The sequence below is a fragment of the Bradyrhizobium sp. CB2312 genome, from assembly GCF_029714425.1.
Classification (GTDB): domain Bacteria; phylum Pseudomonadota; class Alphaproteobacteria; order Rhizobiales; family Xanthobacteraceae; genus Bradyrhizobium.
The window spans coordinates 8,877,727-8,894,072 of sequence record NZ_CP121668.1 but is presented as its reverse complement, the minus strand read 5'-3'; the positions used below and the strand labels follow the sequence as shown (position 1 = coordinate 8,894,072).

19 protein-coding genes are annotated in these 16,346 nt (G+C 65.3%); 10 read left to right on the top strand and 9 right to left on the bottom strand.

Going from position 1 to position 16,346, the window contains the following annotated elements; genetic code table 11:
* The first annotated feature begins 3 nt into the window (after positions 1 to 3).
* Together QA642_RS42430 and QA642_RS42425 are read left to right on the top strand one after the other, a co-directional pair.
* Positions 4 to 288: a cupin domain-containing protein gene (locus QA642_RS42430; RefSeq protein ID WP_283082115.1), complete on the top strand. Its 285-nt coding sequence runs from the start codon at positions 4 to 6 to the stop codon at positions 286 to 288.
* A gap of 94 nt (positions 289 to 382) precedes the next feature.
* Positions 383 to 1,369 (top strand): hypothetical protein, encoded by a 987-nt coding sequence (locus QA642_RS42425; protein ID WP_283082114.1) that lies wholly within the window; start codon positions 383 to 385, stop codon positions 1,367 to 1,369.
* A 27-nt stretch (positions 1,370 to 1,396) separates the two neighbouring features.
* Here the strand turns inward: QA642_RS42425 and QA642_RS42420 are convergent, their stop codons facing one another.
* Both QA642_RS42420 and rpsU read right to left on the bottom strand, forming a co-directional pair.
* On the bottom strand, positions 1,397 to 2,047 hold the full coding sequence (locus tag QA642_RS42420; protein WP_283082113.1) for a tetratricopeptide repeat protein: 651 nt from the start codon (positions 2,045 to 2,047) through the stop codon (positions 1,397 to 1,399).
* 222 nt (positions 2,048 to 2,269) lie between these two features.
* Positions 2,270 to 2,566, bottom strand: coding sequence for a 30S ribosomal protein S21 (gene rpsU, locus QA642_RS42415; protein WP_027545547.1), 297 nt, complete (start codon positions 2,564 to 2,566; stop codon positions 2,270 to 2,272).
* Positions 2,567 to 2,827: 261 nt separating this feature from the next.
* Between rpsU and aqpZ the strand changes: the two genes are divergently transcribed.
* Positions 2,828 to 3,550 carry an aquaporin Z gene (aqpZ, locus tag QA642_RS42410; protein WP_283082112.1) on the top strand — a complete coding sequence of 241 codons (723 nt, stop codon included), beginning with the start codon at positions 2,828 to 2,830 and terminating at the stop codon, positions 3,548 to 3,550.
* Between the two features lie 36 nt (positions 3,551 to 3,586).
* Here aqpZ and QA642_RS42405 read toward each other — a convergent pair whose 3' ends face one another.
* Both QA642_RS42405 and purE read right to left on the bottom strand, forming a co-directional pair.
* Complete coding sequence (locus QA642_RS42405) at positions 3,587 to 4,693, bottom strand: 5-(carboxyamino)imidazole ribonucleotide synthase (RefSeq protein WP_283082111.1); 1,107 nt, start codon at positions 4,691 to 4,693, stop codon at positions 3,587 to 3,589.
* On the bottom strand, positions 4,690 to 5,178 hold the full coding sequence (gene purE / locus QA642_RS42400; protein WP_027561027.1) for a 5-(carboxyamino)imidazole ribonucleotide mutase: 489 nt from the start codon (positions 5,176 to 5,178) through the stop codon (positions 4,690 to 4,692). Before purE ends, QA642_RS42405 begins: the two co-directional genes overlap by 4 nt.
* 141 nt (positions 5,179 to 5,319) lie before the next feature.
* On the opposite strand from purE, the gene QA642_RS42395 reads away from it, so the two are divergent.
* On the top strand, positions 5,320 to 6,039 hold the full coding sequence (locus tag QA642_RS42395) for a GGDEF domain-containing protein (RefSeq protein ID WP_283082110.1): 720 nt from the start codon (positions 5,320 to 5,322) through the stop codon (positions 6,037 to 6,039).
* Between the two features lie 2 nt (positions 6,040 to 6,041).
* Here QA642_RS42395 and QA642_RS42390 read toward each other — a convergent pair whose 3' ends face one another.
* The 3 genes from QA642_RS42390 to QA642_RS42380 all read right to left on the bottom strand — a co-directional run bounded on the left by QA642_RS42390 (position 6,042) and on the right by QA642_RS42380 (position 6,879).
* Positions 6,042 to 6,293, bottom strand: coding sequence for a hypothetical protein (locus tag QA642_RS42390; RefSeq protein ID WP_027561025.1), 252 nt, complete (start codon positions 6,291 to 6,293; stop codon positions 6,042 to 6,044).
* Between the two features lie 22 nt (positions 6,294 to 6,315).
* Positions 6,316 to 6,531, bottom strand: a complete 216-nt coding sequence (locus tag QA642_RS42385; protein ID WP_283082109.1) for a hypothetical protein — start codon at positions 6,529 to 6,531, stop codon at positions 6,316 to 6,318.
* 141 nt (positions 6,532 to 6,672) lie between these two features.
* Positions 6,673 to 6,879, bottom strand: coding sequence for a DUF465 domain-containing protein (locus QA642_RS42380; RefSeq protein ID WP_008546179.1), 207 nt, complete (start codon positions 6,877 to 6,879; stop codon positions 6,673 to 6,675).
* Between the two features lie 329 nt (positions 6,880 to 7,208).
* Between QA642_RS42380 and QA642_RS42375 the strand changes: the two genes are divergently transcribed.
* Positions 7,209 to 7,388 carry a DUF465 domain-containing protein gene (locus tag QA642_RS42375; RefSeq protein ID WP_025034152.1) on the top strand — a complete coding sequence of 60 codons (180 nt, stop codon included), beginning with the start codon at positions 7,209 to 7,211 and terminating at the stop codon, positions 7,386 to 7,388.
* A gap of 111 nt (positions 7,389 to 7,499) precedes the next feature.
* Here QA642_RS42375 and QA642_RS42370 read toward each other — a convergent pair whose 3' ends face one another.
* On the bottom strand, positions 7,500 to 8,603 hold the full coding sequence (locus QA642_RS42370; RefSeq protein ID WP_283082108.1) for an NAD(P)/FAD-dependent oxidoreductase: 1,104 nt from the start codon (positions 8,601 to 8,603) through the stop codon (positions 7,500 to 7,502).
* A gap of 202 nt (positions 8,604 to 8,805) precedes the next feature.
* Here QA642_RS42370 and QA642_RS42365 point away from each other — a divergent pair, with 202 nt between their 5' ends.
* Both QA642_RS42365 and QA642_RS42360 read left to right on the top strand, forming a co-directional pair.
* Positions 8,806 to 11,493: an EAL domain-containing protein gene (locus tag QA642_RS42365; protein WP_283082107.1), complete on the top strand. Its 2,688-nt coding sequence runs from the start codon at positions 8,806 to 8,808 to the stop codon at positions 11,491 to 11,493.
* 136 nt (positions 11,494 to 11,629) lie between these two features.
* The gene (locus tag QA642_RS42360; RefSeq protein WP_283082106.1) at positions 11,630 to 13,084 is read left to right on the top strand and encodes a glycerol-3-phosphate dehydrogenase; all 1,455 of its coding nucleotides are present in this window, start codon (positions 11,630 to 11,632) and stop codon (positions 13,082 to 13,084) included.
* A gap of 1 nt (position 13,085) precedes the next feature.
* On the opposite strand, the gene QA642_RS42355 is transcribed toward QA642_RS42360, so the two are convergent.
* Positions 13,086 to 13,313, bottom strand: coding sequence for a hypothetical protein (locus tag QA642_RS42355; protein ID WP_283082105.1), 228 nt, complete (start codon positions 13,311 to 13,313; stop codon positions 13,086 to 13,088).
* A 110-nt stretch (positions 13,314 to 13,423) separates the two neighbouring features.
* Here QA642_RS42355 and QA642_RS42350 point away from each other — a divergent pair, with 110 nt between their 5' ends.
* From QA642_RS42350 to QA642_RS42340, 3 genes are read left to right on the top strand one after another with little or no spacing between them, the layout of a single operon-like run.
* Positions 13,424 to 14,590 (top strand): ABC transporter ATP-binding protein, encoded by a 1,167-nt coding sequence (locus tag QA642_RS42350; protein ID WP_283082104.1) that lies wholly within the window; start codon positions 13,424 to 13,426, stop codon positions 14,588 to 14,590.
* On the top strand, positions 14,587 to 15,501 hold the full coding sequence (locus tag QA642_RS42345; protein WP_283082103.1) for an ABC transporter permease: 915 nt from the start codon (positions 14,587 to 14,589) through the stop codon (positions 15,499 to 15,501). Before QA642_RS42350 ends, QA642_RS42345 begins: the two co-directional genes overlap by 4 nt.
* Before the next feature lie 4 nt (positions 15,502 to 15,505).
* Positions 15,506 to 16,318 carry an ABC transporter permease subunit gene (locus QA642_RS42340; RefSeq protein WP_283082102.1) on the top strand — a complete coding sequence of 271 codons (813 nt, stop codon included), beginning with the start codon at positions 15,506 to 15,508 and terminating at the stop codon, positions 16,316 to 16,318.
* Positions 16,319 to 16,346 lie beyond the last annotated feature (28 nt).

Sequence of the window (16,346 nt, the reverse complement as noted above, 5' to 3'; positions counted from 1 at the left end):
CCGATGCTTGCCGCCAAATCCGAGGTTCAAATCGAGAACGAGCAGGTCCGAGTGACCGAGTGGCGGCTCGCGCCGGGCAGTGCCACGGGGCATCACACCCATGGCATGGACTACGTCATCGTGCCCGTGGTGGCGGGGGAGATGACCATCGTGGCGCCCAATGGCGAGCGGTCCAAGGCGCAGCTTGCGGCGGGAAAATCCTACTTCCGCAAGGCCGGCGTCCAACACGACGTACTTAACGAAACCTCAACCGAGATCGTGTTCCTTGAAATCGAGCTGAAGCCGTAAGGCGCGGGTTACCTTTTGCCATCGATCCGTCGCAGTTGATCCCTTACAATGCCCCAAAGTTCCCGCATCAGATCGCGCGGGGAGTGGCCGAGAAATGCTGAAATACCTCGCTAAAATATCGATGGATATTTTCCCCTCGGTGCTCGCGACGATCATCGGGGCCTACATCGTTAATCATTACATTAACGCCAAGCCGGCCGACGCCCCTGCGGCCGTGGTCGCCCCCGCCGACGCCGGCAAGAGCGGCAAGCCCGCCGACGTCGCCAACCTTCCGGCGCCCGGCGTCAAGGCCAAGGGTGTCTCCGAGAAGAGCGTCTCCGACAAGGCAGCGGCCGAGAAGCCTGCTGACAAGTCTGCCGACCATCCGGCCGATTCCAAGAGCGCTGAAAAGGCCGCCGACGTGACTCCCGCCGAGACCGGTCCGCGCGGCCGCAACGGCGCGCGCGAGAAGGCCGCCGCCAAGTCGACCCCCGCGGCGGCGCCCGCGCCTGCCGCACCGGTGGTGGAGGCCAATTCGGCGCCGGCTGCGGCAACCCCGGCCGCAACTCCCGACGCCAACGATCTCGCGCGCGCCGCCATCGAGCGCCTGCGCAAATCGCCCGAGGGCAAGGCTGCCGAGGCCAGATCCTCCGAAACCAAGTCTTCTGAAACCAAGTCTTCTGAAACCAAGTCTTCTGAAACCAAGTCTTCAGAGGTCAAGCCGGCCGAGAAGCCGGCGGAGCCTGCGGTGCGGGAAGCGGCCCGTACCCCAGAAGCCCCGCGCGCGATGACGGAGCCGTCCGCGGTGCGTCCGTTGCCGCCGCCGATCACGGTGTCGACGCCGTCGACCGAGATGTATGGCAATGACGGCGCGTCACAGGCGAACCCGCCCTATACGGCCTCGGTCGGCAATGACGATCCGAACCGGCTGACGCCACCGGCCGACATTCCGGTGCCGGTGATCGCACCGCCGCTCGACCTGCGCGCCGATGCCGGCGCGACCATGCCGAGGACGAAGAAGAGCAATGTCGCCGACGAGATGCTGTCCGGCATGAAGTCGATGTTCCACGCCGTTCTGCCGAAGAGCGGGACCCCCGATTAAGTCGGCGCCTGCGCGGCGCCAAAACCGTCAGCCGCCGACGCGGGCGAGACCGCTGCGGGCGGCGTCGTCGCGTGGACGAAGAGCGACCGCCTTGTTGTAGGATGCGGCGGCCCTGGCCTTGTCGCCGAGCCGCTCATAGGCCTGACCGCGAGCGGTCCAGACCTGGGCATTGTGCGGATCGGCCTCGGAGGCCTCGTCCAGGTCGGCCGCGGCCTCCTTGAATTTGCCGAGCGCGAGATAGCTGTTGGCGCGGCCGAGCAGCGGCTCGACCTTCTGCGGATTGAGCCCGCTCGCGGCGCTGAAATCGGCGATGGCGAAATCGTGTTGGTTGTTGCCCTGGTAGATCAGGGCGCGGCCATAGAGCGCCTGCGCATTGTAGGGGTCGAGCCCGACCGCGCGATTGAACTCGTCGAGCGCAGCCGCGGTCTCGCCCGACTTGGCGAGGGACTGGGCCTTTGCGGTGTGCGACTGGGCCTCGGTGACGTTGCCGGCGCTGACCGCGCTCTCGGCAGCGGTGGCGGCCTTGGGCGCCTCCTGCGGCTTGTCCTTCTCCGGCATCAGCGATCCCAGGTCGAAGGAGCAGCCACATAGCACAACTCCCATCAAAGCCAGCGCGGGCGGCTGCTGCCAGATCTGGCGGAGTCGCGCCAAGCCGCGCTCGGGAAAAAGGGAGGCCATCTACCGTTCGCTCGCGCTAGAGCATGATCCGGAAGAGTGCGCAGCGCTCTTCCGGATCATGCTCGAACAACAATCCAAAGCGCGATGACGATTCATCCGGATCTCGTCGCGCGTCAGTGCCGCATCGGTAGTGCCCTGTCCCAGCAAGGCACCGCTCACAAAACAATAACGCGGGCCAGGGGCCCGCGTCATCGAAAACTGAGATCTTACAAGTTCGGCAAATCAGCGCGGTCCGCGCGGACCAGCACCCGGGCCGCCGCGGCCGCCACGCTCACCGCCGGGACCGGCGCCGAACACCGGCTTCGGCTTCATCGGCAGCAGGCCTTCGCGCTGCAGCTTCTTGCGGGCCAGCTTGCGCGCACGGCGCACGGCTTCGGCCTTTTCGCGGGCCTTCTTCTCGGAGGGCTTCTCGTAATGACCGCGGAGCTTCATCTCGCGGAAAATACCCTCGCGCTGCATCTTCTTCTTCAGCGCCTTGAGGGCTTGATCGACATTGTTATCGCGAACGAGAACCTGCACGCGGCATCCTCTTCAGTGGATCGGATTTGAATTCTGGTAAGTCAAAGGGGATGGCAAAACGCACAAGCCCTTAACCTGAGGGCGCGGATGTATCAGACAAAACCCCTGATGTCCACCGGCCAAGCGGGTTTTCGGGCCAAGTTCAGCCATTAAATGCGGCGAAAATGCCCTATGCGGCCCTATTTTGGGGTGATTTGGCGCCCAGGACGGGCCGCTTTCCGGAAGTTGATCCGGAGATCTTGCAATCAGGGGAGACGCCACATGGATATGAAGAAATACGCCGCCGAGGCCATCGGCACATTCTGGCTCACATTCGCCGGCTGCGGCAGCGCCGTGATCGCGGCCGGGTTCCCCCAGGTCGGCATCGGCCTCGTCGGTGTCTCCCTGGCGTTCGGCTTGAGCGTCGTCACCATGGCCTATGCGATCGGCCACATCTCGGGCTGCCACCTCAATCCGGCCGTCACCATCGGGCTTGCCGCCGGCGGGCGCTTTCCGGCGGGCCAGATCCTGCCTTACGTGATCGCACAGGTCTGCGGTGCGATCGTCGCCGCCGAGCTGCTCTATGTGATCGCAAGCGGCGCCCCCGGTTTCGACATTACCAAGGGATTCGCCTCGAACGGCTATGACGCGCATTCGCCCGGCCAGTACAGCATGGTCGCGTGCTTCATCACAGAGGTGGTGATGACGATGATGTTCCTGTTCGTCATCATGGGCTCAACGCATGGCCGCGCGCCCGCGGGCTTTGCGCCGCTCGCGATCGGGCTTGCGCTGGTGATGATCCATCTCGTCAGCATCCCCGTCACCAACACCTCGGTGAACCCGGCGCGCAGCACGGGCCCGGCGCTATTCGTCGGCGGCTGGGCGCTGGCGCAGCTCTGGCTGTTCTGGGTCGCACCGCTGATCGGCGGCGCGCTGGGCGGAGTGATCTATCGCTGGCTCAGCGAGGAGCCCGCCGGCGTCGTCGCCGGCGTGAAGACGGCCTAGCCGACAGGCGGGATCGCAGCATTCGCTGCGGTCCCGTTACTTGAACTTCGGCGGCCTGACTTCGGTGACATGGCCCATCTTGCGGCCCGGGCGCGGCGCGCCCTTGCCGTAGACGTGCACGGTCGCACCCGGCACGCTCAGCCACTTCTCGTAATCGTGGATCTCGTCGCCGATCAGATTGGTCATGGTGACGACCTCGCCGTGACGCACGGGCTTGCCGAGCGGCCAGCCGGCGATGGCGCGGATGTGCTGCTCGAACTGCGAGACTGAGGCGCCGTCGAGCGTCCAGTGCCCGGAATTGTGCACGCGCGGGGCGACCTCGTTGACCAGCACCTTCGGTCCGGTGCCGTTGGCGAGCACGAACATCTCCACCGCCAGCACGCCGACATAGTCGAGCGCGGTTGCGATCTTGCCGGCAATGCTGCGCGCTTCCTCGGCGAGCGTATCCGGGATCGGCGCAGGCGCGCGCGAAATCTTCAGGATGTGGTCGCGGTGCTCGTTCTCGGTGACGTCGAAGCACTCGACCTCGCCGGTGGCCGAGCGCGCGGCGATCACGGAAATCTCGCGCTCATAGGGCACGAAGGCTTCCAGGATCGCCGATTTGGTGGCGAGGCTGGTCCACACCTTGGCGATGTCGTCGCCCTCGCGGATGATGGCCTGGCCCTTGCCGTCATAGCCGAAGCGGCGGGTCTTCAGCACCGCCGGCAGGCCAATCCTCAGGATCGCCTCGCGCAGCGAGGCCACCGAGGTGACGTCGGCATAGGCCGCGGTGCCGATGCCGAGCTTGGTCACGAAATCCTTCTCGGCGAGCCGGTCCTGCGTGGTCTCGAGGATCTTGCGGTTCGGCAGCACCGGGCGGCGCGCGTTCAGCACCATTGCAGCCGCGGACGGCACGTTCTCGAATTCATAGGTGATGACGTCGACGTCGCCCGCGAACAACTCCAGCGCCTCGACGTCGGCATATTCGGCGCAGGTCGCGTTCAGCACCACGTCGAAGGCCGGCGAATCCGGATCGGGCGAGAATATCTGGCAGCGCAGGCCAAGCCGCGCGGCGGCCATGGCCAGCATCCGCCCCAATTGTCCGCCGCCGAGGATTCCGATGGTGTCGCCGGGCTTCAGCTTCACCTGCTTTGCGTCAGTCACGCCTTGTCCTCCGGGCGCTCGGCAACCGCCTCGGTCTGCGCCTTGCGCCAGGCGGCGAGGCGATCCGACAGAGCCGGGTCGGACAATGCCAGCACGGAAGCGGCAAGCAGCGCCGCGTTGATCGCGCCGGCCTTGCCGATGGCGAGTGTGCCGACCGGGATGCCTGCGGGCATCTGCACGATCGAATAGAGCGAATCGATGCCCTTGAGCGTCCTGGATTCGACGGGAACGCCGAACACCGGCAGTTCCGTCAACGCCGCGGCCATGCCGGGCAGGTGGGCCGCGCCGCCGGCGCCGGCGATGATGACCTTGTGGCCGGCCGCCTTGGCGCCCTTGGCGAAGGCAAACAGCCGGTCGGGGGTGCGGTGCGCCGAGACGATGCGGGTGTCGGCGGCAATGCCGAGCGCTGCGAGCGTGTCGGCGGCGTGCCGCATCGTCTCCCAGTCCGACTGGCTTCCCATGATGATGGCGATCGGCGCGGTCATGACGTCAATTGTGCTCGGAAAACAGAAAGATAGGCCAGATTAATGGTTCCGGCCGGCGGCTCGCAAGGCGGTGGCAAGGAGAAGGGAATGCACTATCCTGTCTTGGTGAATCCCCGCAAGCCTTCATTGAGCAGGATGCCCATGAAGAAACCAAAAAGGGCGCGTGCTGCGAAGGCCAAAAGGGGCCCCAAGACCAGTGCCAGCCGATCCAAGGCCGCTCCCAAGCGCGCCGCCAGGCATTCTGCCAAGCCGGCGCGGCGCGGAGCGTCTGACGGCGGCGCGACGGAGAACGCAAAAACTATCCGCGACCTGCGGGGCAAGCTGAAGGCGGCCTTGCTGCGGGTTGCGGAACTCGAAGCCGCTGCCGATACCGATTTCCTGCTCGAGATTCCGAACCGGCGCAGTTTCGAGCGCGAGCTGGTGCGCGCCATCGCCTACATGAAGCGCTATCGCGCCAGCGGCGCGCTGATCGTGCTCGATGTCGACCGCCTGAAGCCGATCAATGATTCCTTCGGCCATGCGGCCGGCGACGAGGTGCTCAAGGCGATCGCGGCCACGCTGACGCGGCAGGTCCGCGCCTCTGATGTGGTTGGCCGGCTCGGTGGCGACGAGTTCGCGTTGCTGCTCTGGAATCTCAGCGAGACCGATGCCCAGGCCAAAGCCGCGGCCCTGGAGCAAGCGATCGACGAATTGTCCTTCAGCTTTCGCGGCCAGGGCGTGACCGCCGGCGCATCCGCCGGCGTTGCATTGCTCGGAGCACAGTCCGATGCAGGCCGCGCCCTGGAGGAGGCCGATGCGGCCATGTATGTGCGCAAGGCGCGCCGGCGGCACGAGCCGCGCATCAGGCTTGTGGGCAGCTGACTCTACAGCGTCGCGAGATCTTCCGGCACGTTGCCGAATTTGCGCAATAGCGTGGCGTCGCCGAATTCGCCGGTCATGGGATCGCCGCTGCGACTGAACGCGACCGCGCCGATATGGCCTGCAACGTGCGCCATGATCTCGGCGCGCCGCAACGCGGCCGTCGAGCTCTGGCATTCCTCCGCGGTGCCTGCGACCGGCGATCCGTCGGCATCGATCAGGAAGGGCATTGCAACGTAGTAGGTCACGTCCGACATGGCGTTGCTCCGGGAATGAAAGTCAAGCGGCGCTGTTGCTCCGCATCTTGCTGCGTGAGGTCTCTGGAATGCAGCCGGCCGCAATCGCTGCCTGCAATTCCTCGAGCTCGGCTTCGAGATATTCATTGGCCATGATCAGCGCCTTGATGGTGCTGCGCAGATTGCCGTCGCACATCGCGATTGCCTGATCGCAGGCCTGTTCATAGTGGTTGTTGTCGAGAAGGGCGGTTGCCGACATCTGCGTTGTCCTCGTGTAGTCTCCTTGCGGAGTCCTTGGGCGTTTCCTGGGGGCGTAGGGTGTTTGAATGTTCCTATTTTGTTCTTTTGGAGTCAAGCGGATTCAGAGGCGCGGAAGGCCGCCGCGAAACGCAGGCGCGGGTCAGGCGATGATGTCGGGCGTGATCTGGTCTTCGATGAACGCGATGCGGTCGCGCAACAACAGCTTGCGTTTTTTCAACCGCTGCAACCGCAACAGGTCGGGGGCGGGCGATTGATGCAGTGCATCGATCGCCGCATCGAGATCTCGGTGTTCCTGCTGCAACCGGGTGAGCTCGGCTTCGAGCTCACGCTCGTCTTCATTGGTCATGTCTGCGGTGGCCGAAAACCGATGGGCTTGAGATTAAGGCTGTGGATGCCCTGTGGAAATTATCGTCCTTGCGCGGCGTGATCGCAAGCGATCTCGGGCCGCTGCTCACCGATCTCCCGCGAGATATTTCAGGCGATTCGCGGCAGCGCTGCGCAAGCGCATTGATATCATGGATTTTTCCAGCGCGGTTCCTTACTCACCGATCGTTACATATGAATTTTCAAAAATGAAGCTGGCTCGGCGGATACTTATCGACAGAACGAATCGGTGATGTAGACTTGCGCGTCCGGATCGAATCCTGAGGTTCAACCCTACCGAGGAGGTTTCGAATGACAATTCAGGCACATCTTGTTGAATTGGAGCGGAAGCACAAACTTCTCGAAAACGAATTGCACGAAGCTCTCGTGCACCTTTCAACAGACGACCTGCAAATTGTTGAGTTGAAGCGCCGGAAGTTGATGGTCAAGGACCAGATCGAGCGTCTGAAGCAAGGCGATACGCTCCACTAGTAACCCCCGTAACAGTGTAGAGTTTGACCGCACCCTTCACGCAGGGATGAGAGTTGTTGCGCTCGTCCCTGCTGGAAGGTGCGAAACCGCGCGAGGATGTTTGCGCGGTGCTTAGAGTCCTGCGAGCTCGGCGACGTGATCGGCGATCGCGAGCGACGAGGTCAGTCCCGGCGATTCGATGCCGAACAGATTGATCAGGCCTTCGACGCCGTGATCGCGCGGACCCTGCATCAGAAAATCCTGCGTGGCGACCGCGGGCGGCACGATCTTCGGACGGATGCCCGAATAGCTCGGCATCAGCGCGCCGTCAGGCAGCGTCGGCCAGTATTTGCGGATCGCCGGATAGAAGCGCTCGGCGCGTGACGGATCGACCTCGTAATTGATCGTCTCGATCCACTCGACGTCGGGACCGAAACGCGCCTGCCCTGCCATGTCCAGCGTCAGATGCACGCCTAGTCCGCCAGGCTCGGGCACCGGATAGATCAGGCGTGAGAACGGCGCCCTGGCGTTGCAGCTGAAATAGTTTCCCTTGGCGAGATAGGCCGGCGGAATCCGGTCGATCGGCATGCCGTCGATGTGGCGTGCCACCATGGTTGCCGAGAGCCCCGCGGCATTGACGAGCAGGCCGCACTGCAAGGTCATCGGCGCTTCGCCGCCGGCGTCGATCTCGATCACGCCGCCGGCCGCCTTGGCGCGGAGCAGCGGCGTGTGAAACGCGAAGGCCGCGCCGGATTCCTCGGCCTCGCCGCGCAGGGACAGCATGTAGGCGTGGCTGTCGATGATGCCGGTCGACGGCGACAGCAGCGCAGCGTCGCAGGCCAGCGCCGGCTCCAGCGCGCGTGCCGCTTCGCCTGACAGCAGCTGCATGTCGAGCACGCCATTGGCCTCGGCATGCGCCTTGATCGATTGCAGCTTCTCGGTCTCTTTCGGGCTGGTCGCGACGATCAGCTTGCCGCAATTCTTGTGCGGGATGCCGCGCTCGATGCAGTAGCGGTAGAGCGCGTGCTTGCCGCTGACGCACATGCGCGCCATCCAGCTGCCGGCGCGGTAGTAGATGCCGGCATGGATCACCTCGCTGTTGCGGGAGGAGGTGACGGTGCCGATCGCCTCGGCTGCCTCCAGCACGATGACCTCGCGCCCGGCCTGGGCGAACTTTCGAGCCACCGCGAGACCGACCACGCCGGCTCCGATGACGACACAGTCGACCCTATCCATGGTTGTGCAGCATATCCGCTGGAAGCGCTGGTGGCACCAAACCCGGCTGCGACGGCGCGGGGCCGTTTTCCATTAAGGAAGCATTTATCATGTCAGGGCAATTGCCGTATTTCACGTCACATTTTTCTGTTGCGCGTACAGGCGTTTACCCGATCCAAACGCGCGAGGCCAGACAATCCGACGTTGAAATCGCGGGTGGCTGATGGCTGAGAAGAACTGGCACGAGGGCAGCACGCTTCCGATTGCTGTGCAGGCCGTCGTGTGCCTGGCCGGCGCGGTGGCGCCCGCGCGCGCCTATGCCCTTTCGGACAGCTTCGCCCCGCCGAGCTATCTCGGCCAGCTCGATCCCAACGTGGTGTGGGAGGCCCTGATCGCGGGCATCGCGATCTGCGCGTTCCTCGCCGCGATTGTGCTGTGGATCCATTCCTCGCTGCGGCGGACCAGGCGCCTGCAGTTGCGGCGCAATGCCTTCGTCTCCTCCGCCATGAACAATCTCAACCAGGGCGTGGTGATGACCGATGCGCAGCGGCGCATCATCTTCTGCAACGACCGCTATCTCGAGATCTACGGCCTCTCGCGGTCGGATCTCTGGGCCGACATGAACGGCTACGAGCTCCTCGAGCTGCGCCGCAAACGCGGCGTGCTTGGCGGCGCCTCCGACGACGAGTTCTATGAAAAGGCGGCGAGCCCCAACGGCCTGGTCACCGAGCTGCCTGACGGCCGGGCCATCCTGGTCAAATATTTCATCCTGCCGAACGGCGGGTCGGTGGCGACCCATCTCGACGTCAGCGAGCAGCGCAAGCTGTCGCGGCAGCTCGCCTCCACCAAGCAGTTCCTGGAAACGGTGCTGGACAACGTGCCGGCCTGCGTCGCGGCCAAGAACATCGAGGACGGCCGCTACATCTTCGCCAACAGCGCCTATGAGCGCTTCTGGGGCTTTTCGCGCGACCACGTCGTCGGCAAGAACGCGCGCGAGCTGTTCGCGCCGAAATCGGCCGCGAGCATCGAGGCGACCGACCGGACCGCACTGCTGGCGCCGGACGGCCAATATCGCAACGAGTTCGAGGTCGAGCGCGGCGGCGAGCGCCGCATGGTGGCCTCGATCCGGATCGTGGTCCGCAACGAGAGCAACAAGCCCGAATTCCTGATGCTGGTGTTCGAGGACATCACCGACCGCCGCTCGCTGTCGCAGGAGCTGGAGAGCACGAAGAAGTTCTTGGAGCTCGTGGTCGACAACATCCCGGTGGCGCTGATCGTCGAACAGGTCAAGGACGGCCGCTATCTGCTCGCCAACCGCAGCGCCGAGACGATCCTCAACCGCAGGCGCGAGGAAGCCACGGGCCTGACGGCGTCCGACATCTTCAATGCCAAGGAAGCCAAGCTGATCATCGCGCGCGACGAGGCCGCGATCAAGAAGCGTGGCATGATCACGGAAGAGCATCCGATCTCCACCAAGGACGGCCTGCGGCTGTTCCTGACCCGCCGCGCCACCGTGCTGAGCGATGCCGGCGAGCCGCAATATCTGATCAAGACCCACGAGGACGTCACCGACCGCCGGCAGACCGAGTCGCGCATGGCGCACATGGCCTATCACGACGGCCTGACGGACTTGCCGAACCGCGCCGCCTTCCTCCAGGCGCTGACCCAGATGATCGAGGCCTGCGAAGGCACCGGTGAGGAGTTCGCCGTCCTCTGCGTCGATCTCGACGGCCTCAAGGAGGTCAACGACGTCTTCGGCCATGCGCTCGGCGACAAGCTGCTGATCGAGGTGGCCCAGCGGCTCCAGGATTCCGCACGCGGCGGCGTGGTGGCGCGCCTGTCCGGCGACGAGTTCGGCCTCATCATCGACGGCAAGCAGCCGGAGGCGGGGCTTTCGCTGGCGCGGCAGATCGGCGAGGCCGTCGCGCAGGAATTCCAGATCGACGGCCGGCCGGTCCGCGCCGGCGTCACCACCGGCATGTCGATCTTCCCGCACAATGGCGCTGACGCCGCCTCGCTGCTCGCCAACGCCGGTGCGGCGCTGTTCCGCGCCAAGCAGAAGTCGCGCGGCACGATCAGCCTCTACCAGCCGGAGATGGACCAGCAGATCCGCGACCGCCGCGTGCTGCACCAGGACCTGTCGATGGCGATCAAGAACGGCGAGCTCTCGCTCGCCTTCCAGCCGCAGGGCGTCGCGCGTCACAGCGTCGCCGAAAGCGACATCATCGGCTTCGAAGCGCTGGCGCGCTGGCAGCATCCGGTGCGTGGCCAGGTCTCGCCGGCCGAATTCATCCCGATCGCGGAGGAGAGCGGCCTGATCGTCGAGATGGGCGAGTGGATCCTGCGTGAGGCCTGCCGTGAGGCGGCGTCCTGGCCGAATCCGCTCCAGGTCGCGGTCAACCTGTCGCCGGCGCAGTTCATGCACGGCGACGTGGTCGGGCTCGTCCATTCGATCCTGATCGAGACGGGCCTCGCGCCCGGCCGGCTCGAGCTCGAAATCACCGAGGGCGTGCTGATCGAGGATTTTGATCGCGGCCTGGCGCTGCTGCGCCGGCTGAAGGCGCTCGGCGTGCGCATCTCCATGGACGATTTCGGCAGCGGCTATTCCTCGCTGAGCTATCTCCAGGCGTTCCCGTTCGACAAGATCAAGATCGACCGCGCCTTCATCATCAATCTCGGCCGCAATCCGCAATCGGCCGCGATCGTCCGCGCCGTGATCGATCTCGGCCACGGCCTCGAAATGTCGATCATTGCCGAGGGCGTCGAAACCGTCGAGCAGCTCGCCTTCCTCGCCAAGGAAGGCTGCGACGGCGTGCAGGGCTATCTGCTCGGCAAGCCGCTGCCGATCGGCAAATATGCCGGCCTCGTCGGCCGCGCCGAGACCATGGAGCTTGCGCTCAAGACCGGCTAGTGCGTTTTCGAGCGAAGTGGCCGCCGGTTCGCGTCAGGAAAACGCGTAAAAAGCAAAAATCTAGAGCCCCGTTCCGATTTCATCGGAACGGAAATGGCTCTAGTGATGAGAGCCTATCCTCTCATCTGACGGCTTCATGGCGGATTACGACCTTGCGATCATCGGCGGCGGCCTGAACGGTGTCAGTCTCGCCCGCGATGCGGCCGGCCGCGGCCTGCGTGTCATTCTGCTGGAACAGGGCGATCTCGGCGGCGCGGCCTCGTCGGCGACGCCGCGGCTGATTCATGGCGATCTGTCGGTGCTGGAGCGCCGCGGTTTTTGGCGGGTGCGCCGGGCGCTCGCTGAGCGGCGGATCTGGCTCGCAATCGCCCCGCATCTGGTCCGGCCGATGCGTTTCGTCATCCCCGCCCATTCCGAGGAACGGCCGCCCTGGTTGCTGCGAGCCGGCCTTTATGTTTATGACGGCCTAACGAAGCGAGGCGGCCTGCCGCCGTCAGTGACCCTCGACATCACGCATCATCCTGTCGGTAACGCGCTGAAGCGCCCGTTCGGCATGGCGTTCGAATATTCGGACTGCGTGGTCGACGATTCCCGCCTGGTGGTGCTCACGGCGCTGGACGCAGCCGAACGCGGCGCCGCGATCCGCACCGGGGCGCGCTGCGTGCGGGCCGACAGGACCGACACCTGGCGGCTCGCGGTGGTCGATCGCGGCCATCGCCGCACCATCACGTCGCGTGCGCTCGCCAACACCACCGGCGCCTGGACCCCGCTGGTCGCGGACACCGTGCTGCGGCAGCCGCAGCCTGCGATGGCGGCCACGCAGATGAGCCAGATCATCGTGCCCCGGCTATTCGAGTCCGACAATGTCTACGTCTTCCAGAACAGCGATGGACGGCTGATCTTCGCACAGCCCTTCGAGCGCGAGTTCACGCTGATCGGCACGGTCACGCATGCGTTCACCGGCGATCCCGCCATCGTGGCGATGCCGGGAGCCGACGTCAGCTATCTCTGCGAGGCGGCGAGCCGCTATTTCCGCGAGCGCGTCGCCCCGACCGACGTGGTCCGCACGGTCTCCGGTGTCAACCTGACGCTGGCGTCCGCGCGCGGGCGCGACGGCACGACGCTGTTCCACGCACGCCGGCGCAAGGCGCCGCTGATCACGATGTTCGGCGGCGACGTCACCACCTCGCGCCTGCGCGCCGAGCGCGCGGTGACGCGCCTGACGCCGTTCTATCCGATGTCGCGCCCCTGGACGGCGGGTGCAGCGCTGCCCGGCGGCGAATTCGCCTGGGATCGCTTCGACACCGAAGTCGACCTCGCCCGCGATCACTGGCGCTTTCTCACCGAGCCGCAGGCCCAGCGCCTGGTCGCGGCCTACGGCTCGCGTTTGTCCGCGGTGCTGGGCGAAGTGAAGACCCGCGAAGAACTGGGCCCCGCGTTCGGACCCGAACTGACCGGCGCCGAGGTGCGCTATTTGATGGCCCACGAATGGGCGCGCTTTCCGGAGGATATCCTCTGGCGCCGTTCCAAGCTTGGCCTGACGATGCCGGCCGCCGACCGCGATGCGCTGGCGGCGTTCATGGCGGGGTGAGCTAAAGGGATCTACGCCAAGTCGCTCGGATCTGAGCTTCGGTCGCGAATTCGCCTCGTGCCGCCGCCTCCTTGGATGCGGCGATTGCTGTCCTCTCATCATCCGACAGGATGACGGGAGGGGCCGCTTCCACGCCGGCAAGCTGAAGCACGACCACAGCGATGCCATCCTGCACTTCTGCGGGTAGACGGCGCGCGACCTCGAAGGCCTCATTGAGTAATTTGGTCATGGTCTTTTGACATCCGTTATGAAGGCCAATTTGGGACGACCCGCCCCGAACCGGTTGAGCAAAGGCCGATCGGCCGCTAGCGTGCGGCGGAATCGGGGTTGGCAGGGACCATGACGGACGAGTTGCCCAGAACAGGCGCCGCGGCGGCGGCCGGCGGAGATGCGCTTCCTGCGGGCCAGCCGCTATTGCGCATCGAGAACGTCGCGAAGACCTTTGGGACGTTCCGGGCGGTGGACGGCGTCTCGCTGGACATCAAGGCCGGCGAGTTCTTTGCGCTGCTCGGGCCCTCCGGTTGCGGCAAGACCACGCTCTTGCGCATGCTCGCCGGCTTCGAGTCGCCGGACGAGGGACGCATTTTGCTCGGCGGCAAGGACATCGCGCAGGCGCTGCCGCATGAGCGTCCGATCAACATGATGTTCCAGAACTACGCCCTGTTCCCGCACCTCTCCGTGCGTGACAACATCGCCTTCGGCCTGAAGCGCGCCGGCATGGCGCGTGCCGAGATCGCCACCCGCGTTGCCGAGATGGTCGCGCTGGTGAAGCTCGAAGGCCTGGAGAAGCGCAAGCCGGACCAGCTCTCCGGCGGCCAGCGCCAGCGTGTGGCGCTGGCGCGTGCATTGGCGCGCCGGCCGCAACTCCTGCTGCTCGACGAGCCGCTCGCAGCCCTCGACAAGAAGCTGCGCGAGAGCACGCAAGGCGAACTGATGGAGCTGCAGCGCCGGCTCGGCATGACCTTCATCATCGTCACCCACGACCAGGAGGAGGCCATGACGATGGCGAGCCGGATCGGCGTGATGAAATCAGGCAAGCTCGCCCAGGTCGCGCGTCCCCGCGAACTCTACGAGGCGCCGCGCTCGCGCTGGATCGCTGAGTTCGTCGGCGACATCAACCTGTTCGACGGCGAGACCAAATTGCGCGACGGTCATCGTCTGGTCATCGGCACGCGCGATGCGGGTCCGCTGGTGGTGGCCGAGCCGCGCGAACCGGTCGGCGCGGGAAGATTTGCGGTCGCGATCCGCCCCGAGAAGGTCAAGCTGTCGCGGCGTGCGCCCGTGAGCGAGGCTGGTCGTGAAACCGCGATCAACACCCTCGACGGCGTGATCGCCGACATCTGCTATCTCGGCGGTACCACCACCTACAAGGTGAAGCTCGACACGGGCGGGATGATTGAGGCCTCCGTCGCCAACAGCGCGCGCATCGACGTTGACGCCTTCAGCCTGAACCAGCATGTCGTCGCCTGGTTCACGCCTGATGATTGCGTGGTGCTGCCGTCATGAGCGCGCGCCGCATCTTCGCAAGGCCTGCGCGCTTCGCCGCCATCGCGCCCTATGTCTGGATGGTGCTGTTCTTCCTGGTGCCGTTCGCCTTCGTGCTGAAGATCAGCCTGTCGCAGACCGCGATCGCGCAGCCGCCTTACGAGCCGGTGTTCGACCTGACCGCGGGATGGGAAGCGCTGAAGTCCGCCTTTGGCGCGCTGTCGATCGATAATTTCAGGCTGCTCGGCTCCGACGACATCTACGTGTTCGCCTATGTGCGCAGCCTCACCGTCGCCGTCGCGGCGACCGCGCTGCTGCTGCTGATCGGCTATCCCATCGCCTATGGCATGGCGCGCTTGCCGAAGCGCTGGCAGGCGGTGGCGATGGTGCTGGTGATCGTGCCGTTCTGGACCTCGTTCCTGATCCGCATCTATGCCTGGATCAATATCCTCCAGCATGACGGTCTGCTCAACCAGATCCTGCTGGCGCTGCATCTGGTCAGCCAGCCGGTGGTGTGGCTCTCCACCGACGGCGCGATGTATATCGGCATCGTCTATTCCTATCTGCCGTTCATGATCCTGCCGCTCTACGCCACGCTCGCCAAGATGGAGCCGGCGCTGGAAGAGGCGGCCTCCGATCTCGGCGCGCCGCCCTGGCAGGTGTTCTGGCTCGTCACCTTTCCGCTGTCGCTGCCCGGCGTCGGCGCCGGCGTGCTACTCTGCTTCATCCCGATCGTCGGCGAGTTCGTGATCCCGGACCTGCTGGCCGGCTCCAATTCGCTGATGATCGGCCAGACGCTGTGGCTCGAGTTCTTCACCAACAAGGACTGGCCGGTCGCCTCCGCGGCTGCGATCGTGCTGCTCGTCGTGCTGTTGCTACCTCTGCTGCTGTACGAACGGCTGCAGAAGCGGCAGCTGGAACAGGGGCGCTGAGGCGATGCACAAGATCTCCCGCCTGTCCCGCTTCAATATCGCCTCGCTCGCGCTGGGACTGGCGTTCCTTTATCTGCCGATCCTCATCCTCGTCATCTATTCCTTCAACGCCTCGCGGCTGGTGACGGTGTGGGGCGGCTGGTCGCTGCGCTGGTACCGCGAGTTCCTCAACGACCGCGCCATGATCGAGGCGGCCTGGATGAGCCTGCGGGTCGCGGTCGCCTCCGCGACCATTGCGACGCTGCTCGGCACGCTCGCGGCCGTCGCGCTCTCGCGCGGCGAGCGGTTCCGCGGCCGCACGCTGTTCTCCGGCATGCTCTATGCGCCGCTGGTGATGCCGGAGGTGATCACGGGACTGTCGCTGCTGCTGCTGTTCGTGGCGCTCAACGCCGAGCGCGGCTTCTGGACGGTGACGATCGCCCACACCACGCTGACCATGTGCTTCGTCGCGGTGGTGGTGCAGTCCCGTCTCGGCTCGCTCGACCGCTCGCTGGAGGAGGCGGCGATGGATCTCGGCTGCAATCCGGTCCGCGCGTTCGTGTCCGTCACCCTGCCGCTGATCGCGCCCGCGATAGTCGCGGGCTGGATGCTGGCTTTCACGCTCTCGCTCGACGATCTCGTGATCGCCAGCTTCACCACCGGCCCCGGCTCGGCGACGCTGCCGATCCGGATCTATTCGGAGGTGCGGCTCGGTGTGAAGCCGGAGATCAACGCGATCTGCACGCTGGTGATCGGCCTGATCGCGGTGGTGATCGTGATCGCCTCGCTCGCCTCGAAACTGTCGAGCTCGAAGGGCGAGAGCGCAGCGCCGCTGTAGGCGTAAAACTCATCATATATATGGTGCT

Coding starts and splice junctions, on each gene's coding strand:
- QA642_RS42375 (WP_025034152.1), top strand. CDS start 7,209: ATGACAATTCAGGCACATCTTGTTGAATTGGAGCGGAAGCACAAACTT.
- QA642_RS42360 (WP_283082106.1), top strand. CDS start 11,630: ATGGCGGATTACGACCTTGCGATCATCGGCGGCGGCCTGAACGGTGTC.
- QA642_RS42345 (WP_283082103.1), top strand. CDS start 14,587: ATGAGCGCGCGCCGCATCTTCGCAAGGCCTGCGCGCTTCGCCGCCATC.
- QA642_RS42385 (WP_283082109.1), bottom strand. CDS start 6,531: ATGTCGGCAACCGCCCTTCTCGACAACAACCACTATGAACAGGCCTGC.
- QA642_RS42355 (WP_283082105.1), bottom strand. CDS start 13,313: ATGACCAAATTACTCAATGAGGCCTTCGAGGTCGCGCGCCGTCTACCC.
- QA642_RS42365 (WP_283082107.1), top strand. CDS start 8,806: ATGGCTGAGAAGAACTGGCACGAGGGCAGCACGCTTCCGATTGCTGTG.
- QA642_RS42370 (WP_283082108.1), bottom strand. CDS start 8,603: ATGGATAGGGTCGACTGTGTCGTCATCGGAGCCGGCGTGGTCGGTCTC.
- purE (WP_027561027.1), bottom strand. CDS start 5,178: ATGACCGCGCCGATCGCCATCATCATGGGAAGCCAGTCGGACTGGGAG.
- aqpZ (WP_283082112.1), top strand. CDS start 2,828: ATGGATATGAAGAAATACGCCGCCGAGGCCATCGGCACATTCTGGCTC.
- QA642_RS42395 (WP_283082110.1), top strand. CDS start 5,320: ATGAAGAAACCAAAAAGGGCGCGTGCTGCGAAGGCCAAAAGGGGCCCC.
- QA642_RS42390 (WP_027561025.1), bottom strand. CDS start 6,293: ATGTCGGACGTGACCTACTACGTTGCAATGCCCTTCCTGATCGATGCC.
- QA642_RS42430 (WP_283082115.1), top strand. CDS start 4: ATGCTTGCCGCCAAATCCGAGGTTCAAATCGAGAACGAGCAGGTCCGA.
- QA642_RS42420 (WP_283082113.1), bottom strand. CDS start 2,047: ATGGCCTCCCTTTTTCCCGAGCGCGGCTTGGCGCGACTCCGCCAGATC.
- QA642_RS42380 (WP_008546179.1), bottom strand. CDS start 6,879: ATGACCAATGAAGACGAGCGTGAGCTCGAAGCCGAGCTCACCCGGTTG.
- QA642_RS42340 (WP_283082102.1), top strand. CDS start 15,506: ATGCACAAGATCTCCCGCCTGTCCCGCTTCAATATCGCCTCGCTCGCG.
- QA642_RS42425 (WP_283082114.1), top strand. CDS start 383: ATGCTGAAATACCTCGCTAAAATATCGATGGATATTTTCCCCTCGGTG.
- QA642_RS42350 (WP_283082104.1), top strand. CDS start 13,424: ATGACGGACGAGTTGCCCAGAACAGGCGCCGCGGCGGCGGCCGGCGGA.